This is a genomic window from Cobetia sp. UCD-24C (assembly GCF_001306765.1).
GTDB lineage: Bacteria > Pseudomonadota > Gammaproteobacteria > Pseudomonadales > Halomonadaceae > Cobetia > Cobetia amphilecti.
Genome location: NZ_LJTD01000020.1, coordinates 1 through 15,415 on the forward strand (window position 1 = coordinate 1; position 15,415 = coordinate 15,415).

The 15,415-nt window shown below is 62.3% G+C and carries 17 protein-coding genes and 2 tRNA genes; 4 read left to right on the top strand and 15 right to left on the bottom strand.

The window, feature by feature from the left end:
- From AOG28_RS17240 to rloA3, 7 genes are all read right to left on the bottom strand, one after another.
- Positions 1–1,123, bottom strand: a 1,123-nt coding sequence (locus AOG28_RS17240) for an ArnT family glycosyltransferase (protein ID WP_200906834.1), incomplete at its 3' end; no start/stop codon positions are given.
- Between the two features lie 101 nt (positions 1,124–1,224).
- On the bottom strand, positions 1,225–1,701 hold the full coding sequence (locus AOG28_RS18790) for a lipid-A-disaccharide synthase N-terminal domain-containing protein (protein ID WP_082388962.1): 477 nt from the start codon (positions 1,699–1,701) through the stop codon (positions 1,225–1,227).
- On the bottom strand, positions 1,701–2,669 hold the full coding sequence (locus AOG28_RS17250) for a glycosyltransferase family 2 protein (RefSeq protein ID WP_235507077.1): 969 nt from the start codon (positions 2,667–2,669) through the stop codon (positions 1,701–1,703). The genes AOG28_RS18790 and AOG28_RS17250 overlap by 1 nt, the downstream gene beginning before the upstream one ends.
- A gap of 247 nt (positions 2,670–2,916) precedes the next feature.
- Complete coding sequence (gene rlmF, locus AOG28_RS17255) at positions 2,917–4,113, bottom strand: 23S rRNA (adenine(1618)-N(6))-methyltransferase RlmF (RefSeq protein ID WP_082388963.1); 1,197 nt, start codon at positions 4,111–4,113, stop codon at positions 2,917–2,919.
- Between the two features lie 86 nt (positions 4,114–4,199).
- Entirely contained in the window at positions 4,200–5,081 is an 882-nt protein-coding gene (gene fhuF, locus AOG28_RS17260; RefSeq protein WP_054557329.1) for a siderophore-iron reductase FhuF, read from the bottom strand.
- A gap of 141 nt (positions 5,082–5,222) precedes the next feature.
- Positions 5,223–5,618: a thiol-disulfide oxidoreductase DCC family protein gene (locus tag AOG28_RS17265; protein ID WP_054557330.1), complete on the bottom strand. Its 396-nt coding sequence runs from the start codon at positions 5,616–5,618 to the stop codon at positions 5,223–5,225.
- Between the two features lie 69 nt (positions 5,619–5,687).
- The gene (gene rloA3, locus AOG28_RS17270; RefSeq protein ID WP_052384744.1) at positions 5,688–6,284 is read right to left on the bottom strand and encodes a retropepsin-like aspartic peptidase RloA3; all 597 of its coding nucleotides are present in this window, start codon (positions 6,282–6,284) and stop codon (positions 5,688–5,690) included.
- 266 nt (positions 6,285–6,550) lie between these two features.
- Here rloA3 and AOG28_RS17275 point away from each other — a divergent pair, with 266 nt between their 5' ends.
- Positions 6,551–7,237, top strand: coding sequence for a DUF4396 domain-containing protein (locus AOG28_RS17275; RefSeq protein ID WP_054557331.1), 687 nt, complete (start codon positions 6,551–6,553; stop codon positions 7,235–7,237).
- 203 nt (positions 7,238–7,440) lie between these two features.
- On the opposite strand, the gene AOG28_RS17280 is transcribed toward AOG28_RS17275, so the two are convergent.
- The 6 genes from AOG28_RS17280 to AOG28_RS17305 all read right to left on the bottom strand — a co-directional run bounded on the left by AOG28_RS17280 (position 7,441) and on the right by AOG28_RS17305 (position 10,844).
- Positions 7,441–8,169: a YebC/PmpR family DNA-binding transcriptional regulator gene (locus AOG28_RS17280; protein WP_054557332.1), complete on the bottom strand. Its 729-nt coding sequence runs from the start codon at positions 8,167–8,169 to the stop codon at positions 7,441–7,443.
- 205 nt (positions 8,170–8,374) lie between these two features.
- The gene (locus AOG28_RS17285; RefSeq protein ID WP_054557333.1) at positions 8,375–8,728 is read right to left on the bottom strand and encodes a TusE/DsrC/DsvC family sulfur relay protein; all 354 of its coding nucleotides are present in this window, start codon (positions 8,726–8,728) and stop codon (positions 8,375–8,377) included.
- Between the two features lie 55 nt (positions 8,729–8,783).
- Entirely contained in the window at positions 8,784–9,074 is a 291-nt protein-coding gene (gene tusB, locus AOG28_RS17290) for a sulfurtransferase complex subunit TusB (RefSeq protein ID WP_043335056.1), read from the bottom strand.
- 121 nt (positions 9,075–9,195) lie between these two features.
- Positions 9,196–9,606 (bottom strand): sulfurtransferase complex subunit TusC, encoded by a 411-nt coding sequence (gene tusC, locus AOG28_RS17295; RefSeq protein ID WP_235507078.1) that lies wholly within the window; start codon positions 9,604–9,606, stop codon positions 9,196–9,198.
- Between the two features lie 52 nt (positions 9,607–9,658).
- Positions 9,659–10,048 carry a sulfurtransferase complex subunit TusD gene (gene tusD / locus AOG28_RS17300; RefSeq protein ID WP_043335054.1) on the bottom strand — a complete coding sequence of 130 codons (390 nt, stop codon included), beginning with the start codon at positions 10,046–10,048 and terminating at the stop codon, positions 9,659–9,661.
- 127 nt (positions 10,049–10,175) lie between these two features.
- Entirely contained in the window at positions 10,176–10,844 is a 669-nt protein-coding gene (locus AOG28_RS17305) for a Bax inhibitor-1/YccA family protein (RefSeq protein WP_054557334.1), read from the bottom strand.
- Positions 10,845–11,098: 254 nt separating this feature from the next.
- On the opposite strand from AOG28_RS17305, the gene AOG28_RS17310 reads away from it, so the two are divergent.
- The 3 genes from AOG28_RS17310 to AOG28_RS17320 all read left to right on the top strand — a co-directional run bounded on the left by AOG28_RS17310 (position 11,099) and on the right by AOG28_RS17320 (position 12,933).
- Positions 11,099–11,189 (top strand) — tRNA-Ser (locus AOG28_RS17310).
- 219 nt (positions 11,190–11,408) lie between these two features.
- A tRNA-Ser gene (locus AOG28_RS17315) sits at positions 11,409–11,499 on the top strand.
- Positions 11,500–11,721: 222 nt separating this feature from the next.
- Entirely contained in the window at positions 11,722–12,933 is a 1,212-nt protein-coding gene (locus AOG28_RS17320) for a DEAD/DEAH box helicase (RefSeq protein ID WP_054557335.1), read from the top strand.
- 140 nt (positions 12,934–13,073) lie between these two features.
- Here AOG28_RS17320 and AOG28_RS17325 read toward each other — a convergent pair whose 3' ends face one another.
- Together AOG28_RS17325 and AOG28_RS17330 are read right to left on the bottom strand one after the other, a co-directional pair.
- Positions 13,074–14,198 (bottom strand): GGDEF domain-containing protein, encoded by a 1,125-nt coding sequence (locus tag AOG28_RS17325; protein WP_054557336.1) that lies wholly within the window; start codon positions 14,196–14,198, stop codon positions 13,074–13,076.
- Positions 14,199–14,377: 179 nt separating this feature from the next.
- Positions 14,378–15,415 (bottom strand): potassium/proton antiporter (locus AOG28_RS17330; RefSeq protein WP_082388964.1); only part of this gene is annotated, 1,038 nt, incomplete at its 5' end.

Below are 15,415 nucleotides of genomic sequence, written 5' to 3' on the forward strand. Positions count from 1 at the left end.
ACCCCCACGGCACCACCCCCTCCTTTGCAGCAAGCGTCACCAATGCCGGGTACCCGAAGACACCGAGCAGTGCCGCGATCAGGAAGATGCCTGCCAGTCCGGCGCAAAGTGCAAACCCCAGCCAGGAGACATGGGGCTTACGTGACAACCCCGGCAACATGGGTGCCAGGCCGATCACCAACAGCGGCAGCGCCGGCAGGATATAGACTCCCCGCTTGCCTGGAGACAACGAGAAGAAGACCACCATCAATGCCGCACCCACCAGGGGCAGCCAGACTCGTAGATCGCGGCGCGAGAAGCGGCGAGCGAGTGCCTTCGGCCACGAGGGTAGCGTCAGCAGCAGCGGCATCCATGCCCAGGGAATCACACTGGTCAGGAAGTAATGCCAAGGCTTCAGATGATGCCAGCTGTCGGTATATCGCTCAGCAGTCTGCTTGAGCAGGATGTTGTCGCGATAGGCGGCAAGCTCCGAATCGCCGGACACGAAGGACATCACCAGCATCGGCCCTACCCAGAGCAGCGGAGCCGCCAGCATCCAGCAGAGTCCGATCAACAGCTCGCGTGATGTCAGCTGCCCTGCGCGACGACCACTGCTGCGCCAAGTCGATGCGTGACGCGCAGCCATCAGCCAGAAAGGCAACATCAGCAACGGCAGGAACCCGACCCCCTTGGTGAGGATGCCAAGCCCCATCGCAAAGCAGCCGAGATAGAAATAGCGCACGCCATCATTGAGCAATGCATGCCGCAACAATCCCCAGCTACCCAGCAGGATGAAAGCCGTGACCAGCATGTCGATCTGAGCCGTACGAGCCTGCAAGATGAACTGCACTGACGCGAGCAACCACAGCCCGGCAATGAAGGCTGTGTGCCGGCCATGCAGGCGGCGAATCAGGTCCACGCTCAGCCCCAGAGTCGCGGCCCCGGCCACCAGCGATGGAAGGGCAAAGCCGATGCGGATATCCCCCACCAAGCCAGTGGACAAGGCACTGAGCCACATGAAGATCGGCGGCTTGTCGGGATAAAGCTCTCCCGCGCGGTGTGGCAACCACCAGTCCCCCGTGATCCACATCTCGAGACCATTGAGCGCGAAGCGTGGCTCATCGGCAGGCCACGGCATACGCATGCCAAGCCCGATGGCAGAGACAGATAGATACAACGCCCCCAGGACCCACCAGGGATGGCGGGAAAGTCTTCGGTACACACCGCCAGCTGGCGTCATTGCCTTCATGCGCCTGTCCCTTGGTGCCGAACGGAATTGGCATGGAGGTGTGCCACTTCAGTCTTGAGTCGGGCGTTTTCTATCTCCAGCGACGCGAGCCTGGCCTTCAGGGAGTCGTCAGTGCCCGATTCGCATTCTTCCGTCTTGCCACAAGCGTGTTCGACGACAGTGGACTCCTGCGGTGCCTGGGACGACGCTTCGCTGCCAGGCGACGTGAGTGACCGGCGATCCCGCTTGATCAAGCTCAGATTACGCAGATAGATGAAAAGCCCTGCCCCCTGACCGGCAATGAATACCGGGTCCTCGCGATGGATGGCATACGCAAGCAGCGTCATGCCACCGGCAAGCGAGAACCACCAGAAGGCACGAGGAACGATGGAACGACGTGCCTTCTCACTGGCCAGCCACTGAATGATGAAACGCGCCGAGAACAGCGCCTGGCCTCCAAAACCGACAGCGACCCACCACGGACTGACATCCATCAGCAGGCACCCCGCGCCACGTCGGCCTGGTCCGGGTTGCTGTCACCTGCTGCTGCATCGTGACCGTTAGCCTGATATCTAGAGGGGGAGTCAAACAGGCTTGTTGGCGCGGATGCAGAGGGCGTCGACACGTGCGTCCCCACCAACGGCAGCGAACCATGCTCGATGGCCTCACTGGCAGCATGGCCAAAGATATTCTCGAGCGGTGACGGTAGACGCGAGCGACGCACAAGCCACATCACTCCGACAATATCGGCAATACCGACCCAGAGCCGATCGAAGAAGCCGTATTTGGATACTCCTGCCACTCGTTCGCGGTGACGGACTGCCAATGACTGCACCTTGCCACCCTGGGCGCGAACCAGCGCCGGAAGAAAACGGTGCATGTGGTCGAAATACGGCAGCCGAAGGAAGACGTCACGACGCATGACCTTGATTCCGCAGCCGGTATCTGGCGTGTCATCGTGCAGCAGCGCTTGTCGGATGGCGTTGGCCAAGCGTGATGACACACGCTTGACGGCATCATCGCGGCGTTGCGTGCGATGACCAGCTACCAGGTCGAGCTTTTCGAGCGTTGCCAGTGACAACATGTCCGGCAAGTCCGCTGGATCATTCTGGCCATCGCCATCCAGGGTCGCCAACCATCGACCGCGCGCCAGCCGGGCAGCCTGCCACAGCGAAGTACTCTGTCCGAAACTGGTGCCGTGGTGATAGGGACGCAATCGTGAATCTTCCTGCGCAGCCTGCTTGAGCCAACTCCAACTGCCATCACTGGAACCATCATCCACCACGATGATCTCGTAGCGCTGCCCCGCAAGCGCCTCATGCACCTCGGCAATAAGGCCCGGCAAGTTGTCACGCTCATCACGAGCCGGTATCAACACCGAAACTCCTCCGCACAAGGGCTCCTCGCCCTGCGCCAAGGGGTGGTCTGGACCAGGCGATGTCATGGTGATCGCGGACTTCATGGAATAACTCCTGAGCAATGACTGGGCGTCGAGCAAGCCGGATAGATGTCAGATCCTGCAGCGATCGGAACCGGCTGGCTGCGCGTTTCTGGCAGAAAGTTTGCCCGCAAACTATTAAGGCAGGCTTAAGTGAAGCGCGGATGACGACCGCCAATGCAAGAAGCCCCCGTCGCGCTGGGCGACGGGGGCTTCAATGCAAAGACATCATTGAGTCGAAGACTCTCTTGATACGGCTATGACAGACGCTTCACTTCCCTTGCCAGTGATCCCGCCCCCACTGCCGACGCTGGTCGGGCGTGAGATACGACCAGGCGACGAAGCGGCTGACCTTCTGCCCCTGGGACATCTCGACCACCCTGACCTCGCTGACACCACTGCGCTTGAGGGCTTTCCTGATACCGGTCAGGCTCGCCGAATGCGCGACCAGCGAGGTGAACCACAGGCACTGCGTGGCGACGTTGCGGCTCTCCTGGATCATGCGGGTGACGAAGGCTTCTTCCCCGCCCGGACACCAGAGCTCGGCCGCCTGACCCGCGAAATTCAGCGCAGGCGCGTTGCGTGCACGCCCCTTGCGTGAGGCATTGCCGCGCTGCCGGCGCGACTTGTCGAGCCCGCGCCATTTGCGCTGCGATTCCCGCGCCATATCGGCTTCACTGGCATGGAACGGCGGATTGCAAAGCACTAGATCAAAACGCTCATCCGCGCCCCAGATTCCAGCGAAGTGGCGCGTGCGATCGGCCTGCAGGCGCACCTCGATCTGGCCCTTGAGGCGCGCATTGGCGGACAGTATCGCGCGAGCCGAGTCGATCGCCTGCGCGCTGATATCACTGCCGACCATCTGCCAGCCAAAGCTGCGATTGCCCAGCAGGGGGTAGATGAGGTTGGCACCGGTGCCGATATCCAGCGCGCGCACGTGCTCACCCGCCGGCAGCTGACCGCCATTGGCTTCACTGATCAGGTCCGCCAGGTAATGCAGATAATCGGCGCGCCCGGGGATGGGGGGACACAGATAGCCGGCGGGAATGTCCCAGTGGGCGATGCCGTAATGGCGACTCAACAGGGCCCGATTGAGCGCCTTGACCGCCACGGGATCGGCGAAGTCGATGGACTCGCTGCCAGCGGGTGTCTTGATCACGAAGGCCGCCAGTGCCGGGCTCGCCTTGACCAGCGCGGCCATGTCATAGCGCCCACGGTGCGGGTTGCGGGGGTGCAGCTGACCCTTGCGAGCCGGCGTCACCTTGATGGAAGGCGCTTTGATAGAAGGCGCCTTGTTGGCAGGCGCTTGGACGGAAGGTGCCTTGGCCGCGCTGGCCTTCTTGCGGGCGGCCGAATCACGACGGCCAGCCGGGGTGGCCTGCTGACGACTGTCAGACGAGTCGTGTCGGGAGGATGCGCCGGACTTGGCGAGGGAAGCACCGCGTGGGCAGCGCGAAGACGAGGACATGACGACATACCGGACAATGACAGGGGACGCCATCTTACCAGAGGGCGCCGATCAACACAGACCGCTGCCGCTCAGGACGCTACCTATCAGGACAGGTCGCTGCCGATCAGCGCCGCGCGCGAGTTGGCACGCTGATCGACACGACGTGTCTGGGCGCGACGTGCCGTGGCGCGCTCGATGCTCAGCGGACAATTGCTGCAATAGCCCAGGCACTCGATGCGATAACGCACGCAGCATACCTTGCGCGGCGTATGCCGTTCGCCATGACGGTCCATCACGTCACTGACCGGCTGATAGAGCGGATTGCGCCGCCCGTCGGCCAGAATTCTGGTCGCCATCAACTGACGTGCCGGCGCCGCCTGCGCGACCCAGCCCTGCTCTTCCAGCATGCCGACGATATAGACGAAGTAATGCGCCGCGTTGCTCCAGAAGACCTTGGGCCCCAGCGCAGTGTGCGGCACCAGGCGCTCGATGACGGCCTCAAGATGCGCCAGGTAGCCCTGAAAGCGCGCCTGAAGGCGCGTCGCCTCATCGGCCGACTCGATCTCCGCCGGGAGGCTTGTGCCCTGCCCCGCCGCATCATCGAGTATCAGCTGCGTGACCACACCATGCTCGCCAAGGCGCAGCGAAAGATGCCGCAGCTCCAGCGGCAGTTGATGGTCCAGCAGCAGGTTGGCCGCCAGCGGCAGCGATACCATCGAGGACAACAGGTACTTGGACCACTGGGAAAGCAGCGCCTGCTCATCGGGGGCGCCGTGGTGAGAGGCGGCGTCTGCCGGGCCGGTCTCGTACTGCATGCCATGCGCGGCGATGCACGCCGCCAGCCACCCGGGGCTGAGCACATCGCGCGCCGGCACGACACGCTGGAGCGACGCCTCATCACCTGCTTGCACCTGAGCGTAGGTAGTGATCAGGTCCCGATAGGCAACCATCGGACCGGCAAAGAGCGGGGAAAGCGCGTCGATCATCGGGAAGCTCGCAGACGTGAAGAAACAGACAGTGCCTCACATACTAACGAAAACTATTAGCATTTGCATATCAAAAAACCATGATGAACCAGCAGGGCTTCCAATGGGGCTTCCAGTGGCCTGCGTCGGGCTCGCCGGCACTCACAGCCTGCCATCTCGACACAGCCGACGACGCACCCAGGCATCGTAGACTCGCGTCAGCGCCGGCTCGATCAGCGGCCGCGTGATCAGCCACCCCAGCCAGGCAAGACCGGGGATGCGCGCAAGCAGCAGGCGATACGCTGGCATGCCCTCACAGATCTGCCCTTGCGCTGTCTCGACATGCAACGACAGCAATGCCTGCTTAAGGCCGATGCCGCGAGCGGCGAGATGCTCGGCGTTATCCGTCGCATCCCACCACTCCACGTTGGCGTCTTGGCGCGACAGCCGCTCGTAGCGGGCGCGTTCACGACGACACACCGGGCAGCGCGCGTCGTAGTAGATCCTGACGAGTGGCAAACCGTCACGTTGAGGTTGCTGGCTGGCGGTACCCGACATGCTGGCCTCCCTCTTGTGATGAATGTGCGCGGTACGCGTTCCTCAATGAGCGTTCAGAGCGACATCAGGTCAGGACGCCGCGCCGATGCGATCGGAATACTCCTTGTCTTCATAGCGATGCAGCGGCGCGTCCTCGGCACAGTCCGGGCTGGTCTGGAAGGTCTTGCGCACATCGAGTACGCCCAGGCTCTGGATGGTGCGGCGCCCCAGCAGCACCGGGTAATTCATGCCGTCACGATCGCGCAGACTGAACTGCTCCTCGTAGCGCTCGCCGCCCATGCACAGCGTCATCAGCACCACCGGGCGCGTATCGCGTCCGCCTGCGCCGGACACCGTCAGGTCGCGATACAAGGGGCGCTCGAAGGTGTTCTCGACCTTGTCACCCTTGGCTTCGTCCTCGACTTCCACATCGAAACGCACCCATTCCTCATCATCACGCTCGAAGGTCTCGATATTCTCGGCATGCATCGAGGAGGTCAGCGCGCCGCTATCCAGCTTGGCCTTCACCATCACACCCCACGGCTCGATGGTCGCCTTTTCCACCCAGCCGAAGACCTTGTCGTCTGCCGCCTGGGCCACGGCTGGCGCGGCGAGCGAGGCAATCAAGCCGACACCGGCGAATTGACGGGCGGCGCGCGCAAGGGATGTAGCAGCGTGTCTCGACATGGTGACTCCTGGAAGAAGTGGCGACATTGCAAGGGCAATGCCCGACATCCTTCACCATGGAGGCTTGCGGCAAGGTTAACAAGGCGTGAGAACACACCCTCGCCTGCCACCCTGTCAGGCGAAAGCAACGGGCGGTTGCGAGCAGGCGATGACAGGCCACCCTTGATATGGCGCGCTGCCCCCACCAGCTATCAAGGAGGGCCGCGTCATCAGCGTATTGCTATCGGCGCACGGCCATCTGCGACATCCACTCGACGGGGGTCACCATGCAAGATCTATTACGTGAGTCACTTTCCCACTGGAGCCTGCTGCTGTGCTGGCTGTTGCTGATGGTACCGGCGCTGATCTGGGTCGTGCATGACCTGACCACGAAGAATGCCCATCTGGCCCCGATGATGAAGTGGGTGTGGGGGCTGACCACACTCTACTCCGGCGTGGTGGGACTGCTGGTCTATCGCTTTGCCGGGCGCCGCCAGATCGCCGCCAACGGTGATGCCCGCAAGGGGCTGAGGAGCGTCGCGCACTGCTATTCGGGCTGCGGACTGGGGGAATTCGTCGGCGTCAGCCTGGCGGTGGGCCTGTTGGCCATGGGCAATATCTCCACCGCGATCATCACCTTCCTCTTCGCTTACCTGTTCGGCTTCCTGCTGACGGTCGGCCCGATGCTGCAGGGCGGCAGTGATGACAAGCCGCAGGTGATTCGTGATGCCTTCAAGAGCGAGACGGCCTCCATCGTGGTGATGGAAGTGGTGGCGATTTCCGTGGACCTCTGGCTTGCGGGCGGTGCCGGCATGCACCAGCCGCTGTTCTGGAACTCGCTGATCATTTCCCTGAGCCTGGGACTGCTCGCCGCCTGGCCCGTCAACGTCTGGCTGGTGAAGCACGGCGTCAAGGGTGGCATGGCGGACCCACGCGAGACGGACCCGCAAGCGCAGCATCACGCACATTGCTGAAGCGGGCGCACTGCTGAGACGCGGGTACTATCGATACGTGCAGAGTCTCGATACGTGCAAAGTGTCGAAACGTGCAGAGTGTCGAGACATGAAAAAGCCCCGTCGGCATGCCGACGGGGCTTTTCTCTGACTGACCTCTCACACTGACATTCTCATCCCAGTCAGCGTGAAGCCGTCAGTCGCATCACGTTCAAGACGCTGACTTAGACGAACTCGCCGTTGTGATAGACCTGCTGCACGTCTTCACAATCATCCAGCAGCTCGAGCATCTTGTTGAGCAGCTCGGCGTCATCGCCGCCCACTTCGGTATGGATCTGCGGAATGAAGCTGATCTCATCGACTTCGAAGTCGAGGTCTTCACCGTAGATGTCGGTCAGCGCACCCTTGGCCTTGAAGTACTCGGTCGTCGGCGCGAGAACCGTGATGATACCTTCGTCGAGCTCGATATCACTGACATCGACGTCGGCTTCCATCAGCGCTTCCAGGACCTTTTCCTCGTCCTCTTCCGCGCCCTTGAAGGCCAGGATGGCGCGGTGGTCGAACATGTGCGACACCGAACCCTGCGCGCCCAGCTTGCCCTTGCCCTTGTTGAAGCAGGTGCGGACTTCGCCGAAGGTGCGGTTGTTGTTGTCGGTCAGACAATCAACGATGACCATGACGTTGCCCGGACCAAAGCCTTCATAGCGCGCCAGAGCGAAGTCTTCGCCGCCGGTGCCCTTGGCCTTGTCGATCGCCTTGTCGATGACGTGAGTCGGCACCTGGTCCTTCTTGGCCTTCTCGATGAGACGACGCAGGCTCAGGTTGCCGTTGGGGTCGAGGCCACCGCTCTTGGCCGAGACGTAAATCTCGCGCCCGTAACGTGAATACACGCGTGCCTTGTTGAGAGAGGTACGCGCCATTGATTCTTTACGGTTCTGGAATGCTCTTCCCATGCAAGTCGACTCTTGTCCGCCTGAATTCAAATGCCCTTGCGACCATGTCGCGGGACCTGAAGCAGCATCGGCCTCCTGGCCAACACCGCAACGCTGTGACGAATAGTAACGCAGACAACGCCGTACGTCGCCATCCCTGCCGGGTCTTGCGCGTTGAGCGCAGCGCACCACGACGGGCAAGGTGACTCATGCATGCCGCTGACCGTCACAGACAGTTGGTCGGCTTGGGCAGCCCGGCGATGCGCGCGCCCACCTTGGGCGGGCTGTCCGGGAACAGCCGCATCAGATGCAGCGAGCGGCCCTTGTCGGGGCCAAACCGCTGGGTCATCGCCTTGCTCAGCGGGCGCATGGCCGGCGAGAGCGAGAAACGCTGATAGAAGTCGCGCAATACCTCGATCACCTCCCAGTGCTCCGGCGTCAGTTCACGCCCCTCCTCGGCGGCCAGCATTTCCGCCAGCGCCGGGCTCCAGTCATCCAGATCGACCAGATAGCCTTCCGAATCCAGTCCGATATCACGCCCATCAAGCGTCAGTGTGCGCACCGCTTCACTACTGGCCATACAGATCCTGATTCACGTCTTGCATGAAAATTGAAAGGGAGAAGCGCCTGGCGCCTCAGAACCAGCTGACGGTCTTGTCGGCGGCCTCGGTCAAGGCGACGAAACCGTCGACGTCAACCACGATGACATTCTCCGCGCAGCGTCCCAGCAGGCCACGGGACTCGAGGTCTTCGCGCAACGCGAACAGCCGTCCCTCAAGCCCGGCAAGGTGCTGCTCGGCGTTGTCGAGGGCGCCATTGACGCCATCCTCGATCAACAGCAGCTGATCTTCCGGCCCCATGGCATTGAGCACATCATCATGGATGCGGCTGGAGAATGGCGAACGATTGAGTAGATGTAGATTCATGCAATTATCCAGGCAAGGGAAGCTGGGACTGCCACTGGCCATCAATGAAGAGATATCAATGACATGGCATCAGGAAACTGATGCGAGCATATCAGTCGCCAGCGTTGGCGGCAGTGACGTGTCAGAAGCTCAGCACGCGCGAGAACGCGGTGGTCAGCGCGACCACCTCGTCGTGCTCGAGCAGCGTGACCGGCAACAGCGTGACATCCTGCGCTGTCAGGCCCCGTGCGCGCAGCGCCGCCGCATCGACGTAGCAGCGCTCGACGTCATACATCTCAAGCGCCGCCAGCAGGTTGTCACTGCCCTTCTGTCCCAGCGGCCCGACCTGCTGCCCTTCCAGCAGTGCCATCACGCCATCGCCGGTGAACAGCAGCCCGACCTCGCGCCCGAAGGCCGCCGCGACCATCGCCGCCTCCAGTCCCTCGCGCAGCCAGCTGCTGCCATGCGGGCCATGGCGCAGCATGACCAGCAGATCACCGGCGGCTATCCCGGCGTCATCGCCTGCTGGGGCTGCCGTCATCACATCGCTCATGGTCTGCTCCTCACTCGATAAATGACATCATCAGTGACGACAAGAAATGACGTCATGCAAAGGTGATCAGGTGGTCATTGTCCAGCGTCGCCTCGACCAGCTGGCCCAGCCCCGTCAGCTCGAACGGCGCCTCGAGGGTATGCCCCTGCTTGCCATGCCGCGCCGCTTCGCGCTCATCGAGCATGCCGCGTCTCAGCCCCGCCGCGACACACACCTGCAGGCGGGTGGCGTGATTCTCGGCAAGCGACAGCCAGCGATCGCGCAGATGCGGCTCGTCCTGGGGCGGCGCCATCATGTTGGCGGCGTTGTAGACGCCGTCGTGATAGAAGAACACCGTGGTCAGCTGATGGCCGCGCGCCAGCAGGGCGTCGGCAAAGCGCAGCGCCGAATGACTGGCCTGCTGGCTGTAGGGGCCGCCGTAGACGGCCAGAGCATAACGCATGCGAACCTCGTGTGACTGCTCATGAATGAGTGCCATTCTAGCGCGTGTCACGCTACCTGACACCCGAACGCAAACGACCCCGCCGAGGCGGGGTCGTTTGCAGGTCTCATGCTCCTTCGCTTGACGATCAATCGTCGGAAGCGAAGCCCAGCAGAGCCAGCAGGCTGACGAACATGTTGTAGATGGAGACGTACAGGCTCACCGTCGCCAGCAGGTAGTTGGTCTGCCCGCCGTGAATGATCTGGCTGGTCTCGAACAGGATCGCCGCGGAGGCGAACAGCACGAAGCCGGCGGAGACAGCCAGTGCCAGGCCGCTGATGTTGAAGATCATCGCTGCCAGCATCGCCAGAATCAGCACGATGGCGCCGGCGAACAGGAAGTTGCCAAGGAACGAGAAGTCCTTGCGCGTCACCAGTGCCACCGCGGACAGGCCGGCGAAGGTGATGCCGGTCATGCCGAGCGCAGTCATCACCAGCTGGCCGCCGTTGGGCAGGCTCAGGTAGGCGTTCAGTACCGGGCCGAGCGTGAAGCCCATGAAGCCGGTGAAGGCGAAGGTCGCGAAGATGCCGGCGGTGGAGTTCGCGGTCTTGTGGACCAGGAACATCAGGCCGTAGGCACCGATCAGCAGCACGAAGATGTTCATGCGGCCGACGCCCATGCTCATCGCCACGCCAGCGGTCAGCGCGGAGAACAGCAGCGTCATTGCCAGCATCATGTAAGTGTTGCGCAGTACCTTGTGAGTACTGAGCGAGCGGCTCGCGGTATCCTGCGAGACCTGCCAGGAGCTGTTAGCCATGGTGTCTATCCTCAGGTTGCTACGATGGATTCATCGATTTGACCCCAGCATGCCCTCAGGGGTTTGCCTAATCAAGAGACAGAACGATGAAAAGCCCTATTGAGGCAACCATCCGGCGCGTGCAAGGCAACGACATCGTCAGTCTCCGCAGCCATTGTGGCATGTGCGACCTTTCAAGCATCTGAACGACAAGGAAATTTACGCTAAGCCCTTGACCCTGACTGAAAAATCCGTAGTATTTCATCCCGTGAGTCGGAGGGATGGCAGAGCGGTTGAATGCACCGGTCTTGAAAACCGGCGTAGGTTAATAGCCTACCCAGGGTTCGAATCCCTGTCCCTCCACCACCTTGATTCCGAAAGCCCCGTCTACCTCAGGTAGGCGGGGCTTTTTCGTGGCCTGACACATGACCTGATTCATGGTCTGGTGCCAGCAGGCCGCTCCGGCGGCCTCACCCCGGCGCCATCCTGCTGCAAGTGATTGTCCACGATGGCTTTTCCGAAGATTTTTCTTCGCCTACCTCTTGCTATTCTCATCAGGTTCGGTAGTATTTCGCTCCGTGAGTCGGAGGGATGGCAGAGCGGTTGAATGCACCGGTCTTGAAAACCGGCGTAGGTTAATAGCCTACCCAGGGTTCGAATCCCTGTCCCTCCACCACCTTGAATTCCGAAAGCCCCGTCTACTTCAGGTAGGCGGGGCTTTTTCATTGTTGCCGCGCAGCGCCCATCGCCGCCACTTCGCTACCCTGCCTGAGCAGCGATGGCCAATGATGCGCCGGGCTGTCAGCGGACTTTCGGCTACAGTGAGCATCACTGCGCCAGACATTCCTTGCCGCAGAATGTGCGCTTGCCCCTCCCCCTCTAGACAAGTCGAGACACCATGCCATTTTCTGCCCTTGGTTTGAGCGATTCCATCGTCAAGGCCGTCACCGAGCAAGGCTACCAGACCCCGACTCCCATCCAGGAGAAGGCGATCCCCGTCGTGCTGGCCGGTGACAACCTGATCGCCGCCGCCCAGACGGGTACCGGCAAGACGGCAAGCTTCGTGCTGCCCATCCTGCAGACCCTGCAGCAGGCGCCCAAGGTACGCGCCAAGCGCGTACATGCCGTCATCCTGACGCCGACGCGGGAGCTGGCGATTCAGGTCGAAGACAACATCCAGCACTACTCCAGGTATCTGGAAATCAGCTCCATGGCGATGTATGGCGGCGTGGAGATCGAACCCCAGCAGCAGCGCCTGATCGAGGGCGTGGACATTCTGGTGGCGACGCCTGGCCGCCTGCTGGACATGCTGACCCGCCGCGCGATCCATCTCGACGAGACACGCACCCTCGTCATCGACGAAGCGGACCGCATGCTCGACATGGGCTTCATCGCCGACATCAACAAGATCGTCGAGAAGCTGCCCAGGGAGCGCCAGAACCTGCTGTTCTCGGCCACGCTCTCGGCCCAGGTGCGCGTGCTCGCCAAGACCGCAGTGACGGACGCCGTCGAGATCATGGTCGCACCGGAGAACGTCACCGCGCCGGATATCAGTCAGTATCTGATCACGGTCGACAAGGAGTTCAAGTCCGCCCTTCTGAGCCACCTGATTCACGAGAAGCAGTGGCAGCAGGCGCTGATCTTCATCGAGACCAAGCGTGGCGCCGCCAAGCTGGTGAGTCAGCTGGAGAAGCGTGACATCGCCGCCGAGTCCTTCCACAGCGGTCGCAGCCAGGCAATGCGCGAGCAGCTGCTGGCCGACTTCAAGGCCGGCACCATCAAGTATCTCGTGGCCACCGGCGTTGCCGCGCGGGGCATCGACATCGATGACCTGCAGCGCGTGGTCAACTATGACCTGCCGGACGCCGCCGAGGATTATGTCCACCGCATCGGGCGTACCGGCCGTGCCGGGGCCAGCGGTGAAGCCATCTCGCTGGTCTCGCGTGATGACTTCCGCAACCTGTGCGCCATCGAGCAGCACCTGGGCTATTTCGTGACGCGCGAAGTCGTGGAAGGCTTTGCGCCCAAGCTCGCGGTGCCGGCCTCGAACAGCGACTACGCCCCCAAGTCCGCAAGCAAGAGCCGTCGTCGCCAGCCCAACCGCCGCTGACTCTTCTCAAGGCAAGCCTGATGACGCCCCTCGCGCAGACTTGATAACGCCCTGAGACAAGCACGCCCCCGGAGACATGAACGTCATTCTCCGGGGGCGTGCTGGGTTGTATACCAAGCTCTGCTCACAGAGCTTTGCGCTCAATTGATGGCGGCGATGCCCGGCCCACCCACGGGGCCCAGCTGGGTGTCACTGACGAAGCCGTTGCCGCCATCCTGCTTGGCGCGAAACAGATTGACGTCGGCCTTGGCGATCAGGCCTTCCAGGTCCTTGTCGCCGGACTGACGCTGGGCGACACCGATCGACAGATTGACATCCAGACTGTTGAGGCCGTCATTGATGACGAACGGCAACGCCGAGGCGCCCTTGCACAGGCGCTCTGCCACCTGATCGACGCGCTCGCCATGCAGCCCCGGGCACAGCAGCACGAACTCCTCGCCGCCATAGCGCCCGACCAGGTCCTCCCCGCGCAGGATGCTGCGCATGCGCCGCACCAGCTCCTTGAGCACCTGATCCCCGGCCTGGCGACCCCAGGTCTCGTTGATCAGCGCCAGATGGTCGACATCCACCATCATCACGCTCAGCGCCCCGTTGTTGATCAACATGCCACGCCCGCTGTCGACCAGCTCGGCGCGACTCAGGGCGCCGGTCAGCGCATCGAAGCGCCCTCCCGTCTCGAAACGCTGCTGCAGGCGCTCCACCGACCAGCCCATCTGCACCAGCACCAGCGTGAAGAAGATGGTCAAGACGCCCAGATTGATGATGCGAAATGCCAGCATCCAGCCGGCGGGCAGCGGATTGGTCGGCCCTTCCAGCATCAGGATGATGTAGGCCAGCAGCGGCATGCTCAGGCAGGCGGCGCACAGAAGAACGCGCCGCATGAACGACATGCGGATCGAGTAGATGCACAGCAAGGCGCCGAAGTAGAAGTAATCGAACCCGGCTTCCGAGCCGAAATAGCGCAACGAGAAGCTGATCTGCGCGCAGGTGCCCAGCGCCATCAGCGTGGCCGCCAGGGCTTCACGGCGAGCACGGTGCAGCTGCAGACAGACCAGATCGACGATCAGCATCGCCAGATTCAGCGCCAGAATGCCCATCTCGCCCAGCCACAACAGCAGGATGGCGTAGAGCAGATGGCAGCTGACCGCCAGCACGTAGACCACGTTGAAGGTGGCATGAAAGGTCTTCTCATCCGCCGTGAGTCCGGGCGGGAATTGCTCGAATCGTCGCAGAAAGCCCGCGAGATGAGGATGTGGGCTGGCCATGTAGTCACCTCCTTGTCGCTGGCCACAATCGGTGGCCAGGCGCTGTCACGGACAAATTGGCCTGACATCAACAGAATACGATATTGATGAGTCCAAACACGACGCCCCCATTACACGCAGTGCAATGGGGGCGTCGTAGTGTGTGAAGCGTAGGCGCAGGTCCTGACACAGATTCAGGCTCAGTGCAGTCGCAGGCCGACCTTGGTGATGCGATTGCCTTCCACCTCGTTCACCACCCAGTGGATGCCATGCCAGTCGACATCGTCGCCGACCACCGGCACCCCGCCGACTCGCCGGGTAATGAATTCGGCGATGGTCAGGTGGTGCTCGCCCTGGGAGAGCGTCAAGCCGTAGACATCGGCGATATCCTGCATGTTGGCATCGCCTTCCAGCGTGAAGGTCCCGAAGAAGGCACGTTGCTCGTGCTGCAGACTCTCGCCATTGAACATGCGATTGAGGCTCGGCACATCACACGAGCGCCCCACCACGCACAGCACATCCTGCTGATGCAGACAGGTGCTGCCCTTGGGGTGGATCAACACCTTGTTGCGGAACAGCGCCCCGACCTTGGCCCCCGACGGGAAGCGCAGCATGCGCAGCGCCACGCCTTCCAGCGCCGTGTTGTCGACGCGATAGACCAGCATCTCGTAGTCATTGACCGGCATGATACCGAGCAGGTTGCGGCGACTGGGCTGTGCGCCCGGCGGCACCACCACCCGCAGCTTGCGGGCCATCGGCGCCAGCGACGAGCCCTGCACCAGCAGCGAGATGATGACCACGAAGAAGGCGACATTGAAGTAGAGACCGGCATTCTCGACCCCGGTGATCACCGGGAAGATCGCCAGCACGATCGGCACCGCCCCTCGCAACCCGACCCAGCTGATGAACCACAACTCACGCCAGCGGAAGCGGAAGAACGGCTTGAGACACAGGATGACCGCCAGCGGGCGCACCACCAGAATCAGCGCCACGCTGAGGATGGCGGCCGGCAGCGCGAACTGCAGCATGGTCGAGGGCGAGACCAGAAGGCCCAGCATCAGGAACAGCACGATCTGCGAGAGGTGCGCCAGGCCATCATGCACCGGCAGGATGTGCTCCAGATGCCGGCCGGGGTGATTGCCGATCATCAGACCGCACAGATAGATGGCGAGGAAACCGCTGCCGCCCATCTCGTTGGTGGTGGCGAACAGGCTCAGGCCCAGCGCCAGCGCCAGCAG

Excerpts from the sequence above, each read along its gene's own strand:
- tusD (WP_043335054.1), bottom strand. The coding sequence starts at position 10,048 with ATGCGTTATGCTCTGGCCGTCTACGGCGGCCCCTACAGCCAGCAGGCC.
- rlmF (WP_082388963.1), bottom strand. The coding sequence starts at position 4,113 with ATGTCCTCGTCTTCGCGCTGCCCACGCGGTGCTTCCCTCGCCAAGTCC.
- fhuF (WP_054557329.1), bottom strand. The coding sequence starts at position 5,081 with ATGATCGACGCGCTTTCCCCGCTCTTTGCCGGTCCGATGGTTGCCTAT.
- tusB (WP_043335056.1), bottom strand. The coding sequence starts at position 9,074 with ATGAATCTACATCTACTCAATCGTTCGCCATTCTCCAGCCGCATCCAT.
- AOG28_RS17320 (WP_054557335.1), top strand. The coding sequence starts at position 11,722 with ATGCCATTTTCTGCCCTTGGTTTGAGCGATTCCATCGTCAAGGCCGTC.
- AOG28_RS17250 (WP_235507077.1), bottom strand. The coding sequence starts at position 2,669 with ATGAAGTCCGCGATCACCATGACATCGCCTGGTCCAGACCACCCCTTG.
- AOG28_RS17285 (WP_054557333.1), bottom strand. The coding sequence starts at position 8,728 with ATGGCCAGTAGTGAAGCGGTGCGCACACTGACGCTTGATGGGCGTGAT.
- AOG28_RS17275 (WP_054557331.1), top strand. The coding sequence starts at position 6,551 with ATGCAAGATCTATTACGTGAGTCACTTTCCCACTGGAGCCTGCTGCTG.
- AOG28_RS17325 (WP_054557336.1), bottom strand. The coding sequence starts at position 14,198 with ATGGCCAGCCCACATCCTCATCTCGCGGGCTTTCTGCGACGATTCGAG.
- AOG28_RS17305 (WP_054557334.1), bottom strand. The coding sequence starts at position 10,844 with ATGGCTAACAGCTCCTGGCAGGTCTCGCAGGATACCGCGAGCCGCTCG.
- AOG28_RS18790 (WP_082388962.1), bottom strand. The coding sequence starts at position 1,701 with ATGGATGTCAGTCCGTGGTGGGTCGCTGTCGGTTTTGGAGGCCAGGCG.
- tusC (WP_235507078.1), bottom strand. The coding sequence starts at position 9,606 with ATGAGCGATGTGATGACGGCAGCCCCAGCAGGCGATGACGCCGGGATA.
- rloA3 (WP_052384744.1), bottom strand. The coding sequence starts at position 6,284 with ATGTCGAGACACGCTGCTACATCCCTTGCGCGCGCCGCCCGTCAATTC.
- AOG28_RS17265 (WP_054557330.1), bottom strand. The coding sequence starts at position 5,618 with ATGTCGGGTACCGCCAGCCAGCAACCTCAACGTGACGGTTTGCCACTC.
- AOG28_RS17280 (WP_054557332.1), bottom strand. The coding sequence starts at position 8,169 with ATGGGAAGAGCATTCCAGAACCGTAAAGAATCAATGGCGCGTACCTCT.